Origin of the sequence: Auritidibacter sp. NML130574, from assembly GCF_003185725.2 — a bacterium.
GTDB classification, from domain to species: domain Bacteria; phylum Actinomycetota; class Actinomycetes; order Actinomycetales; family Micrococcaceae; genus Auritidibacter; species Auritidibacter ignavus.
Window position 1 is genome coordinate 827,569 of the sequence record NZ_CP031746.1, and the last position, 23,985, is coordinate 851,553.

23 protein-coding genes are annotated in these 23,985 nt (G+C 60.4%); 6 read left to right on the forward strand and 17 right to left on the reverse strand.

The genetic code is table 11. The features are described 5' to 3' along the window. Positions 1 to 403: 403 nt before the first annotated feature. Positions 404 to 1,423, forward strand: coding sequence for an NADP-dependent oxidoreductase (locus tag DCC27_RS03810; protein ID WP_110110176.1), 1,020 nt, complete (start codon positions 404 to 406; stop codon positions 1,421 to 1,423). Between the two features lie 154 nt (positions 1,424 to 1,577). Here DCC27_RS03810 and DCC27_RS03815 read toward each other — a convergent pair whose 3' ends face one another. The 4 genes from DCC27_RS03815 to DCC27_RS03830 all read right to left on the reverse strand — a co-directional run bounded on the left by DCC27_RS03815 (position 1,578) and on the right by DCC27_RS03830 (position 5,242). Continuing rightward, the gene (locus tag DCC27_RS03815) at positions 1,578 to 1,979 is read right to left on the reverse strand and encodes a cytochrome c oxidase subunit 4 (RefSeq protein WP_110100549.1); all 402 of its coding nucleotides are present in this window, start codon (positions 1,977 to 1,979) and stop codon (positions 1,578 to 1,580) included. After that, a complete protein-coding gene (ctaD, locus tag DCC27_RS03820; protein ID WP_110098374.1) occupies positions 1,976 to 3,691 on the reverse strand; it encodes a cytochrome c oxidase subunit I in 1,716 nt (571 codons plus the stop codon). The genes DCC27_RS03815 and ctaD overlap by 4 nt, the downstream gene beginning before the upstream one ends. Positions 3,692 to 3,696: 5 nt before the next feature. Beyond that, on the reverse strand, positions 3,697 to 4,596 hold the full coding sequence (gene coxB / locus DCC27_RS03825; protein WP_110110177.1) for a cytochrome c oxidase subunit II: 900 nt from the start codon (positions 4,594 to 4,596) through the stop codon (positions 3,697 to 3,699). Positions 4,597 to 4,846: 250 nt separating this feature from the next. Further along, entirely contained in the window at positions 4,847 to 5,242 is a 396-nt protein-coding gene (locus DCC27_RS03830; protein ID WP_110098376.1) for an iron-sulfur cluster assembly accessory protein, read from the reverse strand. Between the two features lie 322 nt (positions 5,243 to 5,564). Here DCC27_RS03830 and DCC27_RS03835 point away from each other — a divergent pair, with 322 nt between their 5' ends. Further along, a complete protein-coding gene (locus tag DCC27_RS03835; RefSeq protein ID WP_148707501.1) occupies positions 5,565 to 5,906 on the forward strand; it encodes a hypothetical protein in 342 nt (113 codons plus the stop codon). Positions 5,907 to 5,932: 26 nt separating this feature from the next. On the opposite strand, the gene DCC27_RS03840 is transcribed toward DCC27_RS03835, so the two are convergent. Continuing rightward, complete coding sequence (locus tag DCC27_RS03840) at positions 5,933 to 7,342, reverse strand: M20/M25/M40 family metallo-hydrolase (RefSeq protein WP_110110179.1); 1,410 nt, start codon at positions 7,340 to 7,342, stop codon at positions 5,933 to 5,935. A gap of 71 nt (positions 7,343 to 7,413) precedes the next feature. On the opposite strand from DCC27_RS03840, the gene DCC27_RS03845 reads away from it, so the two are divergent. After that, entirely contained in the window at positions 7,414 to 8,019 is a 606-nt protein-coding gene (locus DCC27_RS03845) for a DUF3043 domain-containing protein (RefSeq protein WP_110098379.1), read from the forward strand. Here DCC27_RS03845 and DCC27_RS03850 read toward each other — a convergent pair. Further along, a complete protein-coding gene (locus DCC27_RS03850; protein WP_110100543.1) occupies positions 7,994 to 9,151 on the reverse strand; it encodes a quinone-dependent dihydroorotate dehydrogenase in 1,158 nt (385 codons plus the stop codon). The two genes, DCC27_RS03845 and DCC27_RS03850, sit on opposite strands and share 26 nt — an antisense overlap. 90 nt (positions 9,152 to 9,241) lie before the next feature. Here DCC27_RS03850 and DCC27_RS03855 point away from each other — a divergent pair, with 90 nt between their 5' ends. Next, positions 9,242 to 10,306, forward strand: coding sequence for an alpha/beta hydrolase (locus DCC27_RS03855; RefSeq protein WP_110098381.1), 1,065 nt, complete (start codon positions 9,242 to 9,244; stop codon positions 10,304 to 10,306). A gap of 29 nt (positions 10,307 to 10,335) precedes the next feature. Here the strand turns inward: DCC27_RS03855 and DCC27_RS03860 are convergent, their stop codons facing one another. From DCC27_RS03860 to hrcA, 10 genes are all read right to left on the reverse strand, one after another. Next, positions 10,336 to 11,124 carry an isoprenyl transferase gene (locus DCC27_RS03860; RefSeq protein WP_233487867.1) on the reverse strand — a complete coding sequence of 263 codons (789 nt, stop codon included), beginning with the start codon at positions 11,122 to 11,124 and terminating at the stop codon, positions 10,336 to 10,338. Between the two features lie 23 nt (positions 11,125 to 11,147). Then, a complete protein-coding gene (gene recO / locus DCC27_RS03865) occupies positions 11,148 to 11,996 on the reverse strand; it encodes a DNA repair protein RecO (RefSeq protein WP_110098383.1) in 849 nt (282 codons plus the stop codon). Then, complete coding sequence (leuA, locus tag DCC27_RS03870; RefSeq protein WP_110098384.1) at positions 11,974 to 13,722, reverse strand: 2-isopropylmalate synthase; 1,749 nt, start codon at positions 13,720 to 13,722, stop codon at positions 11,974 to 11,976. Before leuA ends, recO begins: the two co-directional genes overlap by 23 nt. Before the next feature lie 264 nt (positions 13,723 to 13,986). Next, entirely contained in the window at positions 13,987 to 15,015 is a 1,029-nt protein-coding gene (era, locus tag DCC27_RS03875) for a GTPase Era (protein WP_110110180.1), read from the reverse strand. 18 nt (positions 15,016 to 15,033) lie between these two features. Continuing rightward, positions 15,034 to 16,383 carry a hemolysin family protein gene (locus tag DCC27_RS03880; RefSeq protein WP_110098386.1) on the reverse strand — a complete coding sequence of 450 codons (1,350 nt, stop codon included), beginning with the start codon at positions 16,381 to 16,383 and terminating at the stop codon, positions 15,034 to 15,036. A gap of 15 nt (positions 16,384 to 16,398) precedes the next feature. Then, the gene (gene ybeY / locus DCC27_RS03885) at positions 16,399 to 16,890 is read right to left on the reverse strand and encodes an rRNA maturation RNase YbeY (RefSeq protein WP_110110181.1); all 492 of its coding nucleotides are present in this window, start codon (positions 16,888 to 16,890) and stop codon (positions 16,399 to 16,401) included. A gap of 9 nt (positions 16,891 to 16,899) precedes the next feature. Then, on the reverse strand, positions 16,900 to 17,937 hold the full coding sequence (locus DCC27_RS03890; RefSeq protein WP_110110213.1) for a PhoH family protein: 1,038 nt from the start codon (positions 17,935 to 17,937) through the stop codon (positions 16,900 to 16,902). Between the two features lie 143 nt (positions 17,938 to 18,080). After that, on the reverse strand, positions 18,081 to 18,881 hold the full coding sequence (locus tag DCC27_RS03895) for a 16S rRNA (uracil(1498)-N(3))-methyltransferase (RefSeq protein ID WP_110110182.1): 801 nt from the start codon (positions 18,879 to 18,881) through the stop codon (positions 18,081 to 18,083). Between the two features lie 30 nt (positions 18,882 to 18,911). Beyond that, positions 18,912 to 20,036, reverse strand: coding sequence for a molecular chaperone DnaJ (gene dnaJ / locus DCC27_RS03900; protein WP_110098389.1), 1,125 nt, complete (start codon positions 20,034 to 20,036; stop codon positions 18,912 to 18,914). A 22-nt stretch (positions 20,037 to 20,058) separates the two neighbouring features. Then, positions 20,059 to 21,075: a heat-inducible transcriptional repressor HrcA gene (hrcA, locus tag DCC27_RS03905; RefSeq protein ID WP_110110183.1), complete on the reverse strand. Its 1,017-nt coding sequence runs from the start codon at positions 21,073 to 21,075 to the stop codon at positions 20,059 to 20,061. 211 nt (positions 21,076 to 21,286) lie between these two features. Here hrcA and DCC27_RS03910 point away from each other — a divergent pair, with 211 nt between their 5' ends. Continuing rightward, positions 21,287 to 22,165, forward strand: coding sequence for a DUF3097 family protein (locus DCC27_RS03910; RefSeq protein ID WP_110110184.1), 879 nt, complete (start codon positions 21,287 to 21,289; stop codon positions 22,163 to 22,165). 154 nt (positions 22,166 to 22,319) lie between these two features. Beyond that, complete coding sequence (locus tag DCC27_RS03915; protein WP_233242861.1) at positions 22,320 to 22,715, forward strand: DUF4870 domain-containing protein; 396 nt, start codon at positions 22,320 to 22,322, stop codon at positions 22,713 to 22,715. 4 nt (positions 22,716 to 22,719) lie between these two features. Here DCC27_RS03915 and hemW read toward each other — a convergent pair whose 3' ends face one another. Further along, positions 22,720 to 23,982 (reverse strand): radical SAM family heme chaperone HemW, encoded by a 1,263-nt coding sequence (gene hemW / locus DCC27_RS03920; RefSeq protein ID WP_369859775.1) that lies wholly within the window; start codon positions 23,980 to 23,982, stop codon positions 22,720 to 22,722. Positions 23,983 to 23,985: the final 3 nt, after the last annotated feature.

A 23,985-nucleotide genomic window follows, 5' to 3' on the forward strand; every position in this document is an offset into this window, starting at 1 on the left:
CGGACCAGCCAAATTTGTACTGTGAAAATGACATTGTAGCGGTTGCAATGCAAGGCTCTGATCTAGTAACACGCTTTTAACTTCGTTAAGACAACAAGAACATTGAATTTTGGACGTCACTCTCTACCTTTATGCGAGATTGTGCAGTCGAGCAAGACTATATTTACCTTGACGATATCTATCGCTCGTTTTGACCAACACAATCTATCCAGAGGCACGCACTATATCCCCTAAGGAGAGAACTACCTGAACCGCGCCGGTATGATTCCAGCACCAGGTACCCCATACACTTGAAAGTAGCCTCTTAGGTTCTCAGACTTTGGGGACGAGCACCTTTTGGGACCTTGATTCGCCGGTACCAGAGAGGATGACGGCCTCACGTTTTCCGCCTAGGCTGGGTGGTATGACGACCATTAACAGTACACAGATTCATCTGCAATCGCGCCCGCAGGGCGTCCCGACCCACGACAATTTTGAGACCGCCACCATCGGCCTTCCCGATCTGGGCGACACCGAGGTGCGTGTGGCCAATGATTTCATCTCGGTTGATCCATACATGCGTGGACGGATGAGTGATGCCAAGAGCTACTCTGCCCCCTATGAGGTCGGCGAGGTCATGACCGGTGGCGCTGTAGGACACGTCATCGAGTCTCGTGATCCCAATCTCCCCGAGGGCACCATCGTCCTCCACAATCTGGGATGGCGCGATATTGCTCAGGGGTCCTCCGAGATCTTTCGCCCGATTCATCCTGCATCCGACGACATCCCCTTATCGCTGTACTTCGGACTACTCGGTATGCCCGGCAGAACGGCCTATGTTGGTTTGACGCGTGTCGCACGATTACAGCCAGGCGAAACAGTCTTCGTCTCCGGTGCGGCCGGTGCGGTGGGCACCGCCGTGGGCCAGTTTGCACGGTTGCTGGGCGCCAGCAAGGTATATGGCTCAGCGGGCGGACCCGAAAAGTGTGCGTTAATCACCCAGAAGTACGGATTTGATGAGGCCATCGATTACAAGGCCTCCCCGATTCGAGAGCAAGTCAACGAGGTCATCGGTGACGATGGGCTCAATGTGTATTTCGATAATGTCGGAGGCGACCACCTGGAGGCTGCCATCGACGTGCTGGCACCGTTCGGACGCGTCGCGATGTGCGGTGCGATCGGTCAATACAATGCCACGGAACCGCAACCGGGGCCCGACAACATGACCAAAGTCTTGCGCCAGAAATTGCGCATTCAAGGCTTCATCGTCGGAGACTACACTGACGACCTCGGCGATGAATTCGACACTGTGGTCGGCAACTGGTTTGCAGACGGAAAGCTGACCTACGACGAAACGGTGGTCAACGGCATTGAGAACAGCGTTGATGCCTTCCTGGGGCTCCTGCGGGGAGAGAACTCCGGGAAAATGGTCGTCAAGATCTAGCCTGGCCGTCTCCGCTCAGCCCAAGATACAACGCCAGCACGGACTGGCTCCGTGAACACCACATATACAAGGACCGGCCGTTATCCGCCAAGCAAAGGGGATAACGGCCGGTCCTTGTCTGTCACGTCATACTAGGCGGGGCTGATTTTTCGCCTTAGTGGGCGTGCTCCCCCGTCGAGAACTCGAAGACCCATCCAATAAGGAAGAACAAGCCCAGTGCGGCACCGATGAAAAAGATCCACCAACCGACAGCAACGCCGAGCACAATGACTGCGCAGGCCACGCCCAGCCCAAGCGGCCACCAGCTCCACGGCGCAAAGTTGCCGTAGGTACCGGAGTATTCCTCGATCTCACCGTCTTCACGATCGGACGGTCCGGTCTTGAATTTCCGGTCGGTGAGCCACAGGTAAAAGGAGATCATCCAGCTCATCGCAGCTAGGGCAAAGAATGCCGGGATGCCAACCCATTCGGTGAAACGCGTGGCGAACATGTAGATCACAGCGACGATGACGAAGAAGGCACCAATGATGTTGAAAACGGCGATTGATGGTTTCATGCCCGTGCACCTTCCTTGTCGATACGGTATGAGGACTCAGGATCCGGCGAACTGGGGAGCAACTCGGGGTGGTGCAGGTCCAGTGCCGGACGCTCGGAACGGATCCGCGGCAGAGCGTGGAAGTTGTGGCGCGGTGGCGGGCAGGAAGTTGCCCACTCCAGCGAGCCACCGAAGCCCCACGGGTCGTCGACCGTGACCTTTTTTGCCTTGCGGTGGGTGATGTAGATGTTCCAGAAGAATGGAATCATCGAGGCACCCAGCAACATCGCAAAGACCGTGGAGAACTGGTTCATACCGGTGAAACCGTCTTCCGGCATGTAGTCGGCATAACGGCGAGGCATGCCCATGACACCCAGCCAGTGCTGGACCAAGAAGGTCCCGTGGAAGCCAATGAACAGCATCCAGAACTGGATTTTCCCCAGACGTTCGTTGAGCATCTTTCCGGTGAACTTCGGCCACCAGAAGTAGAAGCCAGCGAACATCGCGAAGACCACAGTACCGAAGATCACGTAGTGGAAGTGTGCCACCACGAAGTAGGTGTCGGAAACGTGGAAGTCCAGCGGCGGGGAGGCCAGAATGACACCGGTTAGACCACCGAAGAGGAAGGTGACCATGAAGCCCAGCGTCCACAGCATTGGGTTTTCGAAGGTAATGGATCCGCGCCACATGGTGCCGATCCAGTTCACAAACTTCACACCGGTCGGGACCGCAATGAGCATGGTCATCAGCGAGAAGAACGGCAACAGTACCGAACCGGTGACGTACATGTGGTGTGCCCACACGGTCATAGACAACGCAGCGATAGCGGTGGTCGCAAACACCAGAGACTTATACCCGAAGATCGGTTTGCGGGAGAAAACCGGGATGATCTCTGAGGCAATACCGAAGAACGGTAGCGCGATCACGTAGACCTCGGGGTGTCCGAAGAACCAGAACAGGTGCTGCCAGAGGATGGCACCACCGTTCTCCGGGTTGAAGATGTTGCCGTCAAAGCGACGGTCCAGACCCAGTGCGAAAAGCGCCGAGGCCAGTGGCGGGAAGGCCATCAGGATCAGGATACTGGTGATCAGGGTGTTCCAGGTGAAGATCGGCATACGCCACATGGTCATACCTGGAGCACGCATACTAATGATGGTGGTGATGAAGTTGACACCACCCATGATAGTGCCGAAGCCCTGTAGCGCCAGACCAAAGACCCAGAGATCACCGCCCACACCGGGTGAGAATGTCGTGTTGGACAGGGGCGCATAGGCGAACCAACCGAAGGAGGCTGCACCCTGCGGCGTCAGGAACCCGGCGGTGGCGATCAGCGAACCGAACAGGAAGAACCAGAAGGCCAGGGCGTTCAGTCGAGGGAAGGCCACGTCGGGGGCACCAATCTGTAGTGGCACCAGCACGTTGGCGAAACCCACGAACAGCGGTGTGGCGAACATCAACAACATCAGGGTTCCGTGCATGGTGAACAGCTGGTTGAACTGTTCTTTGGTCTGCAGGATCTGCATACCTGGGCTGAACAGCTCGGCACGGATCAACAGTGCCATCACACCGGCGATGCAGAAGAACGCAAAGGAGGTGATCAGGTACATGTACCCAAGCGTCTTGTGGTCAGTGGTGGTGAGCCAGTTGACGACAATGCGCCCCTTGGATACCGGAACTACTCGAGGTTGGGCTCGAGTCTGCGAGTCATCCTGGGTGTATTCATAGGTGGTCATAGTTATTACTCCTCAACCCGTTCCGGGTCACCGAGCGGAATCTCAGCATCTTGCTGACCGTCTTCGTTCTGGTTGGTGTTACGGTTCAGCTCATCACCGGAGAGACCCTCAGGCAACTGCTCGAGTTGGTCGCGGAATTCTTCTTCCGAGACAACTTCGACGTTAAACAGCATTTCTGAGTGGTATTCACCGCACAGCTCAGCACACTTTCCCTGGAAGGTCCCTTCTTCCTGAGGGGTCAGGTACATATGGTTGGTCTGGCCGGGAACCATATCGAGCTTCTGCAAGAAGGCTGGGATCCAGAAGGAATGGACCACATCACGAGATTTCAGACGGAACTCGACAGGAACATCAACCGGCAGATAGAGGGTCGGCAACGTTTCTTCGACGCCTTCGGACCCGTCGAGGTGAGCCTGCTCGCCGTAGAAGTGACGCTCTTCGCCGTCGTATTCGTAGTCGAAGTCCCACGCCCACTGCTTACCGTAAACGGTGACGGTCAGCGGGGAGTCTTCAACCGGAGTATCGACCGAGCGCTGCACGCGGTCGGTGAAACCCCACAGGGTGAGGACCAAGATGATCGGGATGATAGTGAACATGGTTTCCATCGGAACGTTGTAGGCGTTCTGACGCGGGAAACCACGATCTTCCTTACGACGACGATAGGCGATCATGCACCACAGCATCAGGCTCCATGCGGCCACGCCGATCACCAAGGCGGCGATCCACGAGCCGACCCACAAGTGGGTCAGTTCTTCCGTGTGGTTCGTGGTGTCGTTGCTGCCTGGTAGCCAGCCCCGCTTTACTTGTTCTGAACATGCCGTGAGAACAAGCAACCCGATGGTGGCTAGCGCTCCTCCTTGGAGAAGCCGTTTACCGTGGCTACCGGCTTGATTCTGCGATCTCACAGACGGCCCTTCCTCTTCATTACAAATCAGTGCGAGTGTGTCTATATAGAACTGTACCCCGTTTTCCTCAGCGGACTGAAGTCTGGGCACAGACCAAGACCGTTATGGTGTTTTCTATTTTAGAGTCTCAGGACCACCTGGGGTGAACAATGACACGAGACAGCGGACCAGATCATGGGCTCATGGTCTGGTCCGCTGTCATTTACTGTCCCGTACCTCGGTACTGCACTCTGACTTGGTTCCTCAGCCGTTAGTGGAAGGAATCACCGCAAGCGCACGATCCTGCAGCGTTTGGGTTGTCGATCGTGAATCCCACTTTGGTGATGGAGTCTTCAAAATCGATGTTGGCGCCGATCAAATACGGAACCGACATCTTATCGACGATCACCTCAACGCCGTCGAAATCGCGGACGGCATCTCCGTCAAGGACGCGCTCATCGAAGTAAAGCTGGTAGATCAGTCCGGAGCAACCGCCGGGCTGAACAGCGATGCGCAACCGGAGATCTTCGCGCCCCTCTTGGGTGAGTAGCTCGCGGACCTTCGCGGCAGCAACATCACTGAGGGTGACCTCGTGGGTGGGCAACCCGTCGGCAGGTGCGGCCGGCGGCAGATTCACGGACGACTGTTCCTGTGCTTCAGTAGTCATTTTCCGCCTTCTCTCAGATCGATCAAGGAGATCACGTAGATCGGATGGTTCAATCAGGTCGCACCTGGGCCTGACGGCCTCACGAAAGCCATAGCCTCAGATGCTTTATCTTCCATTGTAGACACACTGTTATAACGGGCCGGGTGTTTTGTCACGCAGAGCGCAACCCGGGGTCTCAGCGACGGTCCCCTGACCACCTGGCAGATCGTCGCCCCAGTGTGCCCGCTGAAACAGACATGATTGTTAGCGTGAGTCATAGGTTACCGAACAAGTTCGTTTTCTGAAGCGTTAACAGCACGACCGCACTATCGTAGAAAGCATCTTGGCTACGATGGCCTCGATCTTCCGCCCGCGTACGGTCACCATCCCCGAGGAGCACCTGGACGAGCTTGACACAGTGGTGCGGGGAATGCAGCAACGATATGGCGAACAGGCCGCGACTTTCGGTGATGAACTCTGGACGGTCGAGGGCCAGCCTCAGCTCGGTCCGGAGCCCTGCGGTAGCGGTGACAGTTTTCGCTACACGACCACCTTTTCAATCCTCGAGGACGATCTCTCAGCACAAGCACAACAACAAGTTGTCGAGGATTTCCAGGACCTCGCCGACGAGTTGAGGCTGAGCCCCACCGAGGGCAACCCGCCCGAGCTAAGCGCCAGCGACTGACCCAGCGGCGCGGATTGTTCTATTGTTCACGATCTGGCCCGATTAAGCAGACGGGCCAGCAACAGGATTTCGGCGGTAATGCACCGGTAGAAATCCGGAAGGTACAGGGACTCGTTGGCCGAGTGCGCCCGGGTATTTGGGTCCTCCACCCCGGTGATCAAAATAGTGGCTTCGGGGAAGACTTCGGCGAGATCTCCGGTCAGGGGGATGGACCCGCCCAAACCGGTGGCGACGGGGTCGGTCCCAAAAGCATCCCGCAGGCAGGACAACATCAGCTGGGTGGTGGCCGAGTCGAGGTCAGTGCTAAATGGTGAACCTTTCTCGCCCGGTTCCAGGGTGATCTCGGCGCCGAAAATATCAAGGGCCTCCACGTGCTCCCGGACGCGTTGCATCGCCTCGTCGGGGTTCACCCCGGGGCCGATGCGTAGTGAGAACTTCGCTCGGGCCCGCGGGATGATGGTATTTGAGGCGTGGTTGAGCTCCGGTAGGTCGGTTCCCAAAATGCTCAGGGCGGGTTTATGCCAGAGTCGTTCGGCAATCGACCCGGTGCCGGCTAACCGCACCGAGTCCACGATGCCGGCCTGGGCACGCAGGTCCTCTTCGGGGTAGTCCACCTGGGCCTGGCCCGATGTTCCGTGCAGGCCGGGGATGGCCACGTCTCCGTGCTCGTCGTGTAGGGTCGCTATAACTTTGGAGAGCACGGTGGCCGCATCAAGTACCACTCCCCCAAACAGGCCCGAGTGCACCGCGTGATCGAGGATTTTGACATGAATGGTGCCATCAACCACCCCGCGTAGCGAGCTGGTGATCGCGGGCACGCCTTCGGCCCAGTTGGCTGAGTCGGCAACGACCACCACGTCGGCGGCGAGCTTGTCGCGGTGGCGGTCAAGGATGGCGCGGAAGGTCGGTGAGGCGACTTCTTCTTCGCCTTCAATCAGCACGGTGATCCCCAGCCCGTGGTCAGGACCCAGTAGTTCGTTGAGTGCGGTCACCGCTGCCACGTGGACCATAATCCCGGCTTTATCGTCGGCGGCCCCGCGACCGTAGAGGCGGTCGCCGATACGTGTGGCAGTGAAGGGGTCGGTGTCCCACAGGGCCAGATCTCCGGTGGGTTGCACGTCGTGGTGGGCATAGAGCAGGATCGTGGGGGCTCCCGGGGCCGGCGCCCGGCGGGCGAGCACGGCCGGGCCACCGCGGTCGCCGTCCGGTTGCTTCGGATCCAGCGGTTCGCTCAGGATCTCTACCTCATCGAAACCGGCCCGGGTCATCAGGGCTTTCACGGCTTCAGCGCAGGTGTCCAGCACGGTGCGGTCGTAGCCGGGAAAGGCGATGGAGGGGATCGCGACCAGCTCGGTGAGGTGTTGCAGAATCTGGTCAGCGTGAGCGGTGACCCAGTCGGTGGCATCGTCAGCGGTGAGTTCAGTGTGATCGGCCATGAACACCACAGTAGTTGTTGGTGCGGGTCGGGTGGCAGAGGGTGACGGTGATTCCGCATAGAATAGAGGACGTGTTTGGACGTAAGAAGACTGAGAAGACTGCTGAGGTCGACGAGGTAGAGGCCACCATCGAGCCGGTGGTGGAGAAGAAGAACTCGAAGACGACCCCCGCTAAGGGTGCCCCGACCCCGAAACGTCGTGATCAGGAGGCAGCCAACCGTCGCCCGCTGATTATGGATAACCGCAAGGAGGCCAAACGGGCCCAGCGCCAGGCGGTCGCCGAAGAGCGCGCCAAAATGCGTCGTGCCATGGAGACCGGCGATGAGAAGCACATGCCCTATCGCGATAAGGGTCCCCAGCGGCGTTATGCCCGGGACTTTGTGGATGCCCGCTATGGGATTAGCGAGTGGCTGATGATCATGGTGCTGGTGTTCTTATTGCTGTCTTTTGTCCAGATTCCAGAGGTCCAGGTCTTTATTTCGGTGGGCCTGATGGTGCTGGTCGTGGTCGTGGTGGTCGAAGGCTTCTGGGTCGGCCACCAGCTGAAGAAACGTCTGACCGAGAAATTTGGGGAGCTGGAGCGCGGTGTGCGCTGGTACGGTGCCATGCGCGCGTTGCAGTTGCGCCGGTTACGCCTGCCGAAGCCCCAGGTCAAGCGTGGGGAATTCCCCCGCTAACCCGCTCGTGACGCCAAGCGCTCAGGTTATTGCGCAGATCCCGGTTGATCCGGTAGACCCACAGCGGTCCTTGATAGAGGAAGGCCGTATAGCCCTGCACCAAGTCAGCTCCGGCACGCAGGCGCTGGATAACATCCGCTCCGGTGGTCACTCCCCCGACGGACATCACGGCCAGCGAGGATCCAGTGGCATCCAGGTGGGCACGCAACAGAGTGAGCACATCCAGGGAACGCTGGCTAAGGGGTTTGCCGGACAGTCCCCCACCGCCGTAGGACTCCACGGTGGTCGGGTCGGTGACCAGGCCCTCACGGGAGATCGTGGTGTTGGTGGCCACCAAACCGTCCAGCCCGAGTTCCCCGGCCAGGTCAGCCACCGCCAGCACATCCTCATCGGCGAGATCGGGGGCGATTTTCACCGCCAATGGCACGTGACGGCCGGTAGATTTCAGCGCCTGATCGCGCACCGCCGTCAGGATCGGACGAAGCGCTTCCACGGCCTGGAGTTGCCGGAGACCGGGGGTATTGGGGCTGGAGACGTTGACCACCAGATAGTCGGCGTGGCGAGCCAGCCGATCGGTGGACTCGCGGTAGTCTTCCACGGCGTTGTCGAGTGCGACCACTTTGGTTTTGCCAATGTTGACCCCGAGGATGGGGCGGTGGGTCCCAAACCGGCGGGTGAGTTTTTTCCGCGTTGCAGCCAGCCGGGGTTCAATAACGCGGGCCCCGGCGTTGTTGAACCCCATACGGTTGATCAGGGCCTGGTCCTGAGGTAGTCGATGCATTCGCGGTGCCGGGTTGCCGGGTTGTGGTTGGGCGGTGATGGTGCCGACTTCCACGTGCCCGAAGCCCAGGTCCATCAGCGCGGCAGTACCCCGGCCTGCTTTATCGAATCCGGCGGCCAGCCCGAAGGGCGAGGGAAACTCCAGGCCCATCACCCGCGTCCGCAGGGCCGGGTCAGCAGTAGCGAGCTTTCGGTACGCTAAAGAGAGACCAGTTGATTCCGCTGAACGGATGGCCTGAAATCCGATCCCGTGTGCTCGCTCGGGTTCCATGTTCTGGAAGACCAGCCGGAAGACCTCCGGGTAGATCCGTGGTGTGCCAGACAGGTTCCAGTCGGTGGATTCAGCGGTCATGCCATCATTGAACCATATTCTGTTTCGCCTCGTCGTGATCCTCTCCGCCTGCTCTCTGACCGCGACCTGATTCAGCCGAAGGTGTCCTGTATGTCCGAGCAACCGATTCATCCTGCACCAGATCAGCTTCCGGATTACCTCACCGATACTGCCCCGGGGGTGTGGGAACCCGACATCATGCGGGGATTTCAACGGCTATCTTTGCCCCTGGGCTATGACGACCAGGGCCCGGTCTCGGCCACCCTGGTGCGCCGTGCGCCGGCAGACGTTGACTGGAGCCTCCCGGTGCCCGGGCGTAACTGCAGCGCCGAACCAGACACGATTCCGGTGCTCTCGGTACACGGGTGGTCGGATTATTTCTTTAACGCCGATGAGGCCGAGGCCTTCGAGCAGGCCGGCTACCGGTTTTACGCCCTGGACTTGCGCAAATATGGCCGGTCGTTGCGGAGCTATCAAACCCCGGGATTCATTGACTCGCTGTCCAATTACGATGATGAGATTCGCGCCGGGCTGGCGGTGCTGGACCGGTTGCATCCGGGACAGCGGCCGGTTCTGCTCGGGCACTCCACGGGGGCGTTGACCTTATCGCTGTGGACCCAGCGACATCCGGGGCGGATTCGGGCGCTGATCATGAATTCGCCGTGGTTGGAGTTGCAGGGCAACTCGTGGGTGCGCGGCATGGCCCAGGCGGTGATGGAGCCGTTGAGTAAGATCTCGCCGAACTCGATGGTGAACCTGCCGCACACGGATAGTTACTGGCAGTCACTATCGGCCCAGGCGCACGGTGAGTGGAACCTGCACCCGCTGTGGCGGCCCCGCTACTCGTTTCGGGTGCCGCGGACCTGGCTAATCGCGGTACTGACCGGACACCGTCTGGTGGCCAGTGGTCTAGAGATTCGGGAGCCGATTTTGGTACTGACTAGTCGGGACACGAAGTTCACCATGAAGTATCAGCCCGAGGTGCAACGGGCTGACGCGGTGATTGATGTCAAGGTCACGGCCGACCGGGCCGCGCACCTGGGACGAACGATGACGCTGGTAAAAATCACCGATGCGCTCCACGATGTCTTTGCCTCAGCACCCGAGGTTCGTCGGGAGGCGCTGACCGTGGCGACCACCTGGTTGGAGTGGGCCTTGGGCTGGCCGGAAGTCTAAACGTTGCTCCGCTGGGCTTGCGGCGGTGGTTACCGGCCGGTGATCTGGTCGACGGCTACGCCGTAGCGACGATCCCGTCGGGCGTAGGTTTCGACGGCTTCCCACAGCGTACGGCGGTCCACATCGGGCCAAAGGGTGTCGGTGAAGACCATTTCGGCATAGGCAGATTGCCATAGCAAGAAATTTGAGGTGCGCTGCTCTCCGGAGGTGCGCAGAAACAAATCTACGTCGGGCACATCGGGTTCATCCAGGTGGGCGCTGATGGTGTCCTCAGTAATGTGCTGTGGCTTCAGCTTCCCGGCAGCCACCTGCGCGGCGATGGTTTTGACCGATTCGGTAATCTCGGCGCGTCCCCCGTAATTGACGCACATCATCAGCTGACAGCGGTCGTTGTCCCGGGTGAGTTCCTCGGCGGCGCGTAGCTCGTTGACCACCGAGTTCCACAGTCGCCCGTGTTGACCGTTCCACCGGATGCGCACACCCCAGCTGTTGAGCGTGTCGCGTTGGCGACGCAAGACGTCCCGCGAAAAGCCCAAGAGGAACCGGACCTCGCTGGGAGAGCGTTTCCAGTTCTCGGTCGAGAAGGCATACACCGAGACGTATTCGATGCCCAGCTGGAGGGCACCGGCCATCACATCCAGTAGCGCAGCTTCTCCGGCCCGGTGCCCTTCGGTGCGCGGCAGTCCTCGCTGATTGGCCCAGCGACCGTTTCCATCCATCACGATCCCCACGTGGCGGGGCAACACCTTGGCAGGAAGTTGTGGCGGTTGTGCTCCCGAGGGGTGGGGTGCGGGATCCAGGTAGTCGGTACGAGTCACGGTGGACAGGGCCTTCCGATGGGTCAGAGCTCGCGCTGGTTCATGACCTGCAGCGAGTGCAGGTTTTGTTCAACATGGAATCTTAAATATTGTGCCACGATCGAGGAGGCCTCCTCGATGACACGACTGGGGTCCAGCTCGTGGGCTGTGGCATCGGCCAACGCCTGCCCGGCAGCATCCCAGTCACCGGTGGCCAGCGCGGCCAGTAGGCTGATGGCCTGCCGGCTGGGTGCCAGCGCGCCCTGGGGCCGGCAGTCGAAGCACACGGTCCCACCCAGCAGGATGGAGACTTGCACGTGAGGTCCCGGCGCCCCACACGAGACACAGTCACCGAAGTGGGCACCCCATCCGGCCAGCGCCAGGGCCCGGAGCAGGTAGGAGTCCATAATCAACCGCGGCGGGTGCTGGTGTTTGGCCAGTGCGGCCATTGCCCCATAGAGCAGTCGATAGTGCTCGGCGGTCGTGGGCGTGTCCTCTGCTCGGGTGAGTCGTTCGGCAGTTTCGACCATCGCGGAGGCAGCCCCGTAGGAGTCGTAGTCGGCGGCAATGATGGCCCCGTAGGGGTGGATGGTTTGAGTTTGGGCGATGATGTCTAGAGATTTTCCGGGCACGACTTGCAGGCCGGTGTGCATAAATGGTTCCAGGCTGGACCCGAACTTCGAGGTGGTGCGCCGCACTCCGCGGGCCACGGCCCGAATCTGGCCGTGCGTGTTGCTCAGCGCGACAATAATCCGGTCGGCCTCGGCGAGTTTATAGGTTCGTAGCACGATCGCATCGCACCGGTAGCTCTGAGCAACATAGCTGGCCCCGGCACGACGCGATCGGCTACCACCGGATCCACCACGAGTCTTACTCAGCGGTGGCTTCCTCATCCCGAATGAAGCGGTTCACTGCGGAGGTGACGGCTTTCAGTGATGCGGTGGAGGTGTTGTGGTCCAAGCCCACGCCCCACAGCACGCGGTCGCCAATCGCGCATTCGACGTAGGCGGCCGCCATGGCCTCGCCACCTTCTGACAGCGCGTGTTCGGTGTAGTCCAGCACGCGCACATCCACCCCGGCGTCGTGGAAGAGCTTCACCATCGCCGAGATGGGGCCGTTGCCCTCGGTGGAACGGCTGTGGACGGTGCCATCGACCATCATCTCCACGGTCATCGAGAACTCGCCGGACTCGGTGGTCGTCGAAGAAGAGGAGACGAACTGGTAGCGGCCCCAGCGGTCGGCTTCTTCTGGGCTGGGCAGGTATTCCTTGGTGAAGACCTCCCAGATTTGGTCGCCGGAGATCTCCCCGCCCTGAGCGTCGGAGAGGTCTTGGATCACCCGGGAGAATTCGATCTGGGCCCGCCGTGGCAAGTCCAGGTGGTGCTCGGAGCGCAACAGGTAGGCCACCCCGCCCTTGCCGGACTGGGAGTTGACACGGATCACGGCCTCGTAGCTACGACCCAAGTCTTGGGGATCCACCGGCAAATAGGGCACTTCCCAGACCAGATCGTTGACGTCCACGCCCTTTTCGGCGGCGGTGGCGTCCATGGCGTCGAAGCCCTTGTTGATCGCATCCTGGTGGGAGCCGGAGAAGGCGGTAAAGACCAGGTCCCCGGCCCAGGGCGAGCGGGCGTGGACCGGCATCTGGTTGGCGTATTCGGCCACTCGGCGGATCTTGGGCATATTGGAGAAGTCGATCTCGGGGTCGATGCCCTGGGTGTAGAGGTTCATGCCCAACGTCACCAGATCGACGTTACCGGTGCGCTCGCCATTACCGAATAAGCACCCTTCAATCCGGTCGGCCCCGGCCATATACCCCAGCTCGGAGGCGGCCACCGCGGTGCCGCGGTCATTATGCGGGTGCAGGGAGAGGATGATGGAGTCGCGATGGGCCAGATTGCGGTGCATCCACTCGATGGAGTCGGCGTAGACGTTGGGGGTCGCCATCTCCACGGTGGCCGGCAGGTTGAGAATCATCTGTCGGTCTGGGGAGGCCTCCAAGACCTCCATGACGGCCTCGGAGATTTCGGCGGCGAACTCCAGCTCAGTGCCGGTGAAGGATTCCGGGGAGTATTCGTAGACAATCTCGGTGTTTTTCAGCTGGTCTTCGTATTTGCGACACAACCGCGCACCCTGGGTGGCGATATCGATAATCCCGGCCCGGTCTTCACGGAACACGACCCGGCGTTGGACGATGGAGGTGGAGTTGTACAGGTGGATGATGGCCCGGGGCGCACCTTCCACGGCTTCGTAGGTGCGTTCAATCAGGTGTTCCCGAGACTGGGTGAGCACCTGGATGCTGACGTCGTCGGGGATGCGGTCTTCTTCAATCAGCTGGCGGACGAAACGGAAGTCGGTTTCAGAGGCCGAGGGGAAGCCCACCTCGATTTCCTTATACCCCATCTCGACCAACAGCTCGAACATGGCCAGTTTACGGGCCGGACCCATCGGGTCGATCAGGGCCTGGTTCCCATCGCGCAGATCCACCGCACACCAGCGGGGCGCTTTAGTGATGACCTGATCCGGCCAGGTTCGGTCCGGCAACTCCACAGTGATGTGGTCCTGGAAGGGAACGTATTTGCCGATGTTCATACCCGAGGGTTGTTGACGATTCTCCATGAGATGTTCCTGCCTTTGTGAAAGCTTTGTGTGAGTTCAATGCTGTGGCAGGCCGTGAGTCAATACTCCGTAACGGGGTCCGGCCTCAAGTGAAGTTGTTGCGTTTAGTCCATCACCTTGGCCCCGCTACGGCACGATAGTAGCAGGGTGAGAGCCGAGAGAACCGGTGAGGAACGCATACCGCAACTCTAACACGTGGTGTGTGTTCTCAGTGATGGCTGCCACGCCGGGTCAGTATCCGGGGTGGTGCCGCAGGTCGTCGTCTCAGAGGTCCTCAAAGCCGACCCGGCGCATTTGTTTGGGGTCGCGTTGCCATTCTTTGGCGACTTTGACCCGCAGGTCCAGGTACACCTTGGTGCCCAAGAGTTTTTCAATCTCGGCCCGGGCCCTCGCCCCGATTGTGCGCAGCTGGGCTGCTTTCGTGCCGATGACGATCGCTTTCTGAGAGTCACGCTCCACGTAGATGGCGGCGTATACATCGGTGATGGGTGCTTTGGTGTGGCGTCGAGACGTGCGCTGCCCGTCTCCGGCGTCGTGTTGCGCGGTGGTCTCCTCGTCGCGCTCGCGCAGGCTCATCTCCTCGACCACCACGGCCAGGGAGTGTGGGAGTTCGTCGCGGAAGTCTTCCAGGGCGGCTTCTCGGATGAGTTCAGCGACCATGACCGTGTCGGCTTCATCGGTGAGTTCATCGTCCGGGTACAGTTTCGGGGATTCGGGCACGTAGTTGGCCAGCACCGTGGCAACGGTGTCGACCTGGAAGGCCGTCAAAGCCGAGACTGGCACGAGCTCGGCGAATCCCCCGTGCTCGGCTAGCATCTCATCGCCCAGCGCCTGGACGTGAAGTAGCTTCTCCCCGAGGTGTTGTTTGGTGACTTTATCGGCTTTGGTGACCAGCGCGATCACGGGGGTGTCCTTCAGGTAGGACAGTTGGGTGACGATGAACCGGTCGCCGGGGCCGATGGCTTCATCGGCGGGCAAACACAATCCGACCGCGTCCACCCCGGCCAGGGTTTCGGCCACCAGGTCGTTGAGCTTTTCTCCCAGGAGCGTGCGGGGCCGGTGGAGGCCGGGGGTATCGACCAGGATCAGCTGGTAGTCCTCGGTGGAGATGATGCCACGGAGCACCCGCCGGGTGGTTTGGGGCTTGGAGGAGGTGATGGCCACTTTGGTGCCGACCAGCGCGTTGGTGAGGGTGGATTTTCCGGCATTGGGCCGACCCACCAGGCTGATGAACCCGGCCCGGTAGCCGGGAGTGTTGTCGGCGGGATGCTGGGGTGCGTGGTGATCGTTCATCGGTGTCCTGGGGTGTGTCTAGCTGGCCTCGGAACTGGTGGCGGATTCGGTCTCGGCGCCGGTCTCGACATCGGTCTCGGTCTCGGAAGGATCCTGGTCGGTGCCACGCCGGTCTCGTTCGGTCACCCAGACCCGGATCTGGTCGACGCGGTTGCGTCGGGGTTCGAGGCTTTCGACCTCGAGTCGAAGGTTTTCGATCTCCACCGTGGAGGATTCGATGGGGATGCGGCCGAGATGTTTGGCAAACAGACCGCGCACCGTATCCACATCGTCGTTGTCATCCATCGACAGATCAAAAGTTTCGGTGAAATCGGAGACGGACATGGACCCGGTGACCAAAAATTCCCCCGGGGCGACCGGGGTGACATCCTCGCGGTCGTCCACATCGTATTCATCGGAGATATCCCCAACGACTTCTTCAATGAGGTCTTCGAGTGTGACCACACCGGCGGTACCGCCGTATTCGTCGATGACCAGCGCCACGTGGGTGGAGTCGCGTTGCATTTCTTGTAGCAGCGACCACACGGTCTTGGATTCGGGGACGAAAGAGATACTGCGGGCAATGTGGTCAACCCTGGCAGAGGTGTCCATCTTGGTGCGGTGGATGGCCCGGACCACGTCTTTGAGGTAGACGATGCCGAGAATGTCGTCGGGAGATTCTCCGGTGAGCGGGATGCGGGAGTAACCGGAGCGGATGAACAGGCTCAGGGCATCCTCCAGGGTGGTGCCGGTCTCGATCCAGATCACGTCGATGCGGGGAACCATCACTGAGCGCACCAGCGTGTCGTCGAGCTCGACCACCGATTGAATCATGTCGGCCTCTGACGGGTCAATAATATCGGCATCTTCGGCCCGGGAGATGAACTCGCGGAAGTGACGGTCGTGAATTTCGTCGAGTTCTTCGTCCTCGGTGTCGTCATCGTCGGTAGACGCCACCACCCGACCCGGGATGGGGCCGAGGATTTGGCGCAGGGTACGTACCAGCCGGGCGGTAAGGCGCACCACGAGAGATTCGTGGCGGGAGGCTAGATCACGCGGGGTAAACAGCAGGTGCAGGCCTGCGACCATCAGCATCGCCAGGCTGGCACACAGCATGGTCAGCCACAGGTTGTCGGTGAAGAAGTCGATGAGCATGGTGACACACAGTGCGACTCCGGTTTGGAAGAAAGCCCGCCAGAATTGCAACGCGAACAGGTGCTCTTGCAGGTGGGAGACCACTATCAGCGCTGGGTTCTTTGGTCGGGTAGCGACGATGTCTTCGGCTTGCCGGTAGGAGATGTAGCCCAGGGCGATTTCAGCCAGGGAGAGCACCCAGACCAGCCCAAAGCAGGCCAGTACCAGCAGGATCAGGATCGTTATGGTCAGCATCTGGTGTGTTATCCCTTAGTCCACGGTCGGTGCCGGTGCCGGGTAACCCAGGAATGCGGTCAGCAACCGGTCTTGGAGTGTGAACATTTCCTCGCGTGCTGCGGGGTCTTGGTGGTCGTAGCCGAGCAGGTGGAGCACGCCGTGGGTGAGCAGCAGTGCCATTTCATCGGCAGTCTCGTGTCCGCCGGCGCGGGCTTGGTCGGCGGCGACGACTGGGCAGAGTACCACATCTCCTAACACCCCATCGGTGGGTTCCTCGGCGGTGCCGGGGGTCATGTCGTCCATCGGGAAGCTCATCACGTCGGTGGGCCCGGGCAGATCCATCCAGTCCAGGTGGAGTTGTTCCATCGGCCCCGGGTCCACGCAGACCACCGAGAGCTCGGTGGTCTCTGCCAGGTGCAATGCGGTGAATAGGTGCTGGATGTGATGGTAGAGACGGTCGGTGTCTACAGGGGTCTGGGACTCGTTGAGCACATCGACGTGTGGCAGGGCGTCAGCAACGGACATGGCAGACCATTACCTTCCGGATTTCCGGACGTTGCGTGCACTGCGGGCAGGACGCGAGGCGCCGGCGGGTTGGTGAGTTTCATAGGCGTCGACGATCTGAGAGACCAGACGGTGGCGAACCACATCCTTGCTGGATAGGTGCACGATGGCAATATCGTCGATCCCCTCCAGGTATTCCACGGCTTGGGCCAGCCCGGAGTCGGTGCCCCGGGGCAGATCGATTTGGGAGGAGTCGCCGGTGATGACCATATGAGAATTGAATCCCAGGCGGGTCAAGAACATTTTCATCTGTTCCGAGGAGGTATTTTGGGCCTCGTCGAGAATGATGAAGGCATCGTTCAGGGTGCGACCGCGCATATAGGCCAGCGGAGCGACTTCAATGGTTCCGGCAGCCATCAGGTGCGGTATGTTTTCGGGATCGACCATATCGTGCAACGCGTCGTAGAGCGGGCGCAGGTAGGGGTCGATTTTCTCGGACAGGGATCCGGGCAAATAGCCCAAGGACTCGCCAGCCTCGACCGCCGGGCGAGTGAGAATAATGCGGTTGACTTCCCGGGCCTGCAGGGCTTGGACCGCTTTGGCCATGGCCAAATAGGTTTTACCGGTGCCAGCTGGGCCGAGCCCGAAGGTCACGGTGTGCTCGTCGATGGCTTGCACATAGTCCTGTTGGTTCAGCGTCTTGGGACGGATCTGCTTCCCCCGGGAGGAAATAATCGCTTCGGTTCCCACACCGATTCGGGTACCGGAGGTGGTCGCGCCGGCGCTGAGGCCGGCCACTCCCCCGGCATGGGTCTGTGCTTGGGCGACATCAGCCATCCGGGCCTGGTGCCGGACACCGGAGATGGTGGCTTCAATCAGCTGGGCGTCGACGGTGGTGCCACCGGCGGCGATGGAACGCAGTTCTTCGAGTACGCGGTGGGCTTGCGTCACCGCGTCGTCGGCGCCAGAGAGCACTACGGTTTGGTCACGTAGTGCGATGGTCAGCTCCGGGTAGATACCGTCCAAGACACGCAGGGCTAGGTCTTGGGGTCCCAAGCTGGCAATCATCTGCTCGGCAGAGGAGAAACTAATGGTGTTGTGGTTGGTGATCTCAGCCAAGAGTTCGGTGCACTCTCCGTCAGGGGGGTCAAGGTCGTGTGCTCAGACGTTGTGCTCAAGTCTACTCGCTTCACCGACGCGACGGTGATCCCTCACCCGGTGGCCTGGGGCGGATACCACCGGCCGAGTCGTTCATTGATCACCGCCACGGCGGCCGGGCCGGCGGTGGAGGCCCGCAGAATATGGGTCCCCAGCACGACGATGCGGGCCCCGGCATCCTGCAGTGCGGTGATTTCTGCCTGTGAGATACCACCTTCGGGGCCGACCACGATAGCGATCTCGGAGATGGCTGGCCCGTCATGGTGTGCTTGCTGCATCGCGTCGGTGAGCGTTTCACCCAGGTGCTCGGTGGCGTCTTGGTGGGTGACCAGCACCAACCGGTGCCGGTGCTGGGCTAGCTCGGCCACGGCGGTGCCACTGACCGGATCCCTGAGCTCAGGGATCCGGTATCGGCGGGACTGTTGGGCCGCGGTGAGCAGCTGGGACTGCCATTTGGTCACGGTTTTGGCAGTCTTGTCTGCTTTCAGCCGCACGATCGAGCGTTCGGCCTGCCAGGGAATCACCGCGTCCACGCCGAGTTCGACCGCGGTGGCCACCGCCAGCAGGTCGCGGTCTGCTTTGGCCAGGGCTTGGACTAAAACCAACCGGGGTGCAGGTGCCGGTTGGTGGGTGAGTTCCTCGAGACCGACCACGGCACAGGGACCGGAGGTCTCCACCAGTTCTCCCACTCCCCCGGTGCCGATCCCATCGGCCACCAGCACCCGGTCTCCTGCCGCCAGTCGCAGGGATTTCACCGCGTGCCGGGTGGTTGCAGCATCCAGTTCCACCTGGTCGCCGCGGCCTGTCAGCCCCTCCAAAGCCCCGGGGGCAACATAGAACAGCTGGTGTGTCATGGCCTGCCCGAACTCATCGCCGCCAGATGCTTAGTCGCGGTCACGGTTCTTTTTCTTCCGCCGGGAGAACAGGCCTTTGGATTCGGTCTGGCCGTGGACGATGTGTTCACTGCGGGCGGTGGCTAGTGCTTCCAACAGCTCACGTTGCTTATCATCGAGCTTGGTGGGGGTCTCGACTTTCAGCGTCACCTTTAAGTCCCCGCGCCCGTTGCCACGCAACAGACCCACGCCCAGACCCTTGAGAGTTTCGACCGAGCCGGATTGGGTGCCGGGTTTGACGCGGATCGTTTGTTCCCCGTCGAAGGTATCCAAGGTCAGCTCGGTGCCCAGGGCCGCAGCCGTCATCGGCAAGGTCATGGTGGCGGTCAAATCAGCACCGTCGCGGGAGAACACCGGGTGGTCTCCGACTTTGATTTCCACATAGAGATCGCCCTGGGGGCCACCGGCGGGACCGGCTTCACCACGACCGGCCAGCTGAATGCGGGTGCCGGTATCGACACCGGAGGGAATCTTGATGGTCAGCGACACCCGTTCGCGAACACGGCCCTGGCCACCGCACTCGTGGCACGGGTTGGGAATGGTGTCGCCAAAGCCCCGACAGCTCGGGCAGGTTTCGGCGGTCATCACCGTACCCAGAATGGATTGAACCGGGCGACGGATTTGGCCTTGGCCGTGGCAGGTTTCGCAGGTCTGAGTCCCGGTACCGGGTTCGGCACAGGAGCCATCGCAAACGCTACAGCGTACCGCGGTCTGTAGGTCGATGGTTTTCTCTACACCGAAGACAGCATCTTCGAGCTCGATCTTGACGTTAATCAGCGCATCTTGGCCGCGACGGGTGCGTGAGGCCGGGCCAGAACGGGCACCACCGCCACCGCCGAAGAAGGTGTCAAAGATATCGGAGAAGCCACCGAAGCCTCCTCCAAAGCCACCGGTCGCTCCGGTACCGTTAGCGTTACCGGTCATATCGTAGTTACGACGTTTGGTCTCGTCCGAAAGCACTTCGTAGGCGGCGGTGACCTGTTTGAATTCTTCGGCAGCGTCAGGTGAGGGGTTCACATCTGGGTGCAGGGTGCGTGCCTTCTTCCGGTAGGCGCGCTTAATTTCTTCTGCCGAGGCATCTTTCGATACCCCCAGAACCTCGTAGTGATCTGCCACGGTGGAGTAACTTCCTTCCAATTTACTGAGCTAAGATTTTCGACAAGTAGCGGGCGATGGCCCGTACCGCAGACATGGTACCGGGGTAGTCCATCCGGGTTGGACCCACCACACCCAACATGGAACTGCTGTTGGGGCCATAGCCGGCTGCGACGACGGAGGTCCCCGACAACGACCCCTGGTTTTCGGTACCGATCGAGACGGACAACCCCCGCACGTCTTGTTGCATTTCGGCCAGTAGCTTCAGCAACACGACCTGTTCTTCCAGTGCTTCCAACACCGGTCCGATCGAGGATCCGAAGTCCGTTTGAGACCGGGCCAAGTTGGCGGTACCGGCCAAATAGATCCGGTCGCGCTGAGTGGAGGCCAACAACAGCTGGAGCTGGTGGGATAAATCTTCGGCCAAGCGCTGTTCTGTTCCGGGCACACCGGCCAGAATGCCCGGAATCACCGAGAGCGCTTCCTGGGCAGTGAGCCCGTTGAGTTGGCGGACGAAGATGTCGCGTACCACCTGGACGTCGAGGTCATCTTCCTGATCGGCGACGGTGAACATGCGCTGTTCGATTTTCCCGGTCGAGAAAATCACCGCAACCAGTAGGCGGTGTTCGGCTAACCAGACGAGCTCGAGGTGACGAATCACCGCGGTATCGGTCTTGGGAAACTGTGCGACGGCCACTTGGTGGGTGAGCTGGGCCAGTACCTGCACGCTCCGGGTCATGACCTCATCGAGGTCTTCGGTGGTGATGTCCAAGACGGCCTGCACGGCACGTTTTTCTGCTGCCGAGAGTGGTCGAATTTCGGAGATGCGGTCAACAAAGTACCGGTACCCTTTATCGGTCGGGACCCGTCCGGCCGAGGTGTGCGGGGCAGCAATAAGCCCTTCATCTTCCAAATCGGCCATATCGTTACGCACCGTGGCCGAGGAAACGCCGAGGTCGTGACGATCCACCAGGGCTTTGGAACCGACTGGCTCCCGGGAGGCGACATAGTCTTCCACGATGGCCTGTAAGACTTTCATCCGGCGCGGCAAATCGCTCATCTCACCGTCCCTTCTGCTCAGCCTGTTGATGGTCGTGCGTATCTTCCACAAATTAGCACTGTCGGGCGCCTAGTGCTAATTCTAGTAGCCCGCTGTGGTGATGTGCAGTCTCACCGGCGGTGCTTCGCTGGCAGACAAACGCCCGGTGGTAGTCTCACCGGGAACCAAGTGGACCACGTCACCGACGACGTGCCAGCGAAAGGGAGTGCTGATGGAGTGGGATCAGTGGGGGCCAGAGACTCTGGCAACAGATCAGGCTCGGCGGGCCCGGCAGGCCGTTGTTCCCAAGGTTCCCGCTGCTAAGAATCTGGTGGTCGAGGATGCTACCACTGGTTTCACCGGAGCGATGATCCGGCTAGAACGGGTTGGTGGGATGATCGTGGTGGTCTTAGAAGATCGTCGCGGTGCGACCAAGTCTTTCCCGCTGGGCCCGGGATTTCTGATCGACGGACAACCGGTTGAGCTGGTGAAGCCGACCAAGACGAAGAAACCGGCCGAGCCCGGACACCGTCATGCTCGCACTGCCTCAGGGTCTCGCCAGGCGCCGGTAACTCAGGCGAAGGTCGCCCGCGCCTCCCGGATTTGGGTGGAAGGTGTCCACGATGCCGAGCTGGTGGAAAAAATCTGGGGCGATGATCTGCGGGTTGAAGGGATTGTGGTCGAACCGCAACACGGTATTGACGACCTGGCCGGTGCGGTCGACGATTTTGGTCCGGCTCCGCGACGCCGTTTGGCGGTGTTGCTGGATCACCTTGTGCCCGGGTCTAAAGAGTCGGCGATTGCCGAGCAGACCATGACGCTTCCCGGGGCTCAGGGCAATGTGCTGATTGTGGGTCACCCGTATGTCGATATTTGGCAGGCGGTCAAGCCACAGGTGATTGGCCGGCAGCAGTGGCCGGTCATCCCGAAGGGCCAATCCTGGAAGGCCGGGATTCTCGAATGGTTGGGGCTACCGCACAAGGATGCAGAGGATATAGGGCTGGGATGGAAACAGATTCTGGCCCGGGTGAGCAACTACGCGGACTTGGAACCGACATTGCTGGCCAAGGTCGAACAAATGATTGACTTTGTCACCGTGGAGCCCGCCTAGCTCTCGGAGCTGATCGTGTTCTTTACACGAAATTCAGGTTGTCCTCCTATACTGATGGTTGAATTCGCCCGGATTCTTCTGAGGAAGGAACCGGACGTGATGGCATAAAGCTGAGACAGTAGCTGTGACAGCTCAGAGAGAAAAGGTGGAACTCGTGTCCCAGTACTCGGGAAATACTTCTGGCCCCCAGCAGAATGAGACGTCAGAGCCGAAACCGCTGACTCCCTCCGAGGACCGTCAGTGGGCCGCTGTCGCACACTTTGGTGCCATTTTGATGTTCATCCCCTCACTGGTAATCTACTTGGTCTTCCGCGAACGTGGCCCCTTCACCGCCCAAGAATCGAAGGAAGCCCTGAACTTCACCTTGCCATTGTCGGTGGTGGCTATCGTGCTGAACGTTTTGTCCTGGTTGCCGGTGATCGGCGCGATCTTCGCTGTACTGACCGTGTTGATTTGGCTGTTTATGACCGTTTCCGGTGTGGTGGCCGGTATCGAGGTCAATAAGGGTCGCCCCTACCGCTACCCGGTCAACCTGCGCCTGATCAGCTAGTCAGCTAGATATCGGCCAGCTGGCGGGTGATGGCATCCCCCAGTAACCGTCCGTGTAGGGTCGGCACTAAGCGACCTCTCTTCACAGCGCCTGGTTCTAATAATCCCTGTCGCAGTAGCTCGGGAATCTGTTCTTGTTCTGTTGGACTCAGCTCTGAGATGGCGAGTCCTTCGGAAAGGCGGATCCCGAGCATAATATTTTCCAGGTGGCGTTCTGCCTCATCGGGTTGTTCCATCCCAACCGCGGCAGGCACCCCCGAGCTCAACCGTTGCGCATAAGCCAGCGGATGCTTGGCATTCCACCACCGGATGCCGGCTAAATGCGAGTGAGCTCCGGGGCCCGCGCCCCACCAGTCCTGATTACGCCAGTAGGCCAGATTGTGTTCTGCCCGATGCACTCCGGTGCCTTCCGGATCATGAGCCCAGTTGGAGATTTCATACCAGCGGTACCCCGCCTGGCCCAGTAGCTCCTCGGCCATCACGTATTTATCGGCCTGGTCGTCCCCGTCGGTATCGGGGTAGGTGCCACGCCGAATTTGGGCCGCCAATTTGGTGCCTTGTTCAACGATGAGTCCGTAGGCAGACAGATGTTCCGGGGCCTGCTCAATGGCGACCTCAAGGCTCTGTTGCCAATCTGCCAGGCTCTCCCCCGGTGTGCCAAAGATCAGGTCGAGGGAGACCTCCAGCCCGGCCTGTTTTGCCCAGACCACCGCCGGGGGAATATTGGCCGGGGTGTGTGACCGGTCGAGGACTTTCAGTACGTGGCCGACCGCCGACTGCATGCCCAGCGACAGCCGGGTGAATCCTCCCTCGGCCAGTTCGGCGATCGAATCCTCGGTAACGGTATCCGGATTGGCCTCGGTGGTGATTTCCGCCTGCGGTTTGATACCGAAGAGCTCCCGGGCTCGCTCAACAATCCGGACCAGGTCTGTGGCAGGCAATAGTGTCGGCGTCCCGCCTCCAAAATAGACGGTATGAATCGGCCGGTTCGGAATGCCCGAAGCATCCATCCGCTCCCGGGCCATTTCCAGTTCCTGTAAGACCGTTGTGGCGTAGGTGTCGTGGGAGGCTCCAGGCCCAAAGTCGGTGGCCGTGTAGGTGTTGAAGTCGCAGTACCCACACCGGACCGTACAAAACGGAATGTGCACGTACAACGAGAAGGTCCTGGGTGTTCCCGCTGTCAGCGACTCGGAGATGCGCTGACCGACGTCAGCGGGAAACAGCGGGGAGTCAGGAACCCGGTAGCCCTGCAGGTCGATGTGTGGCACGAG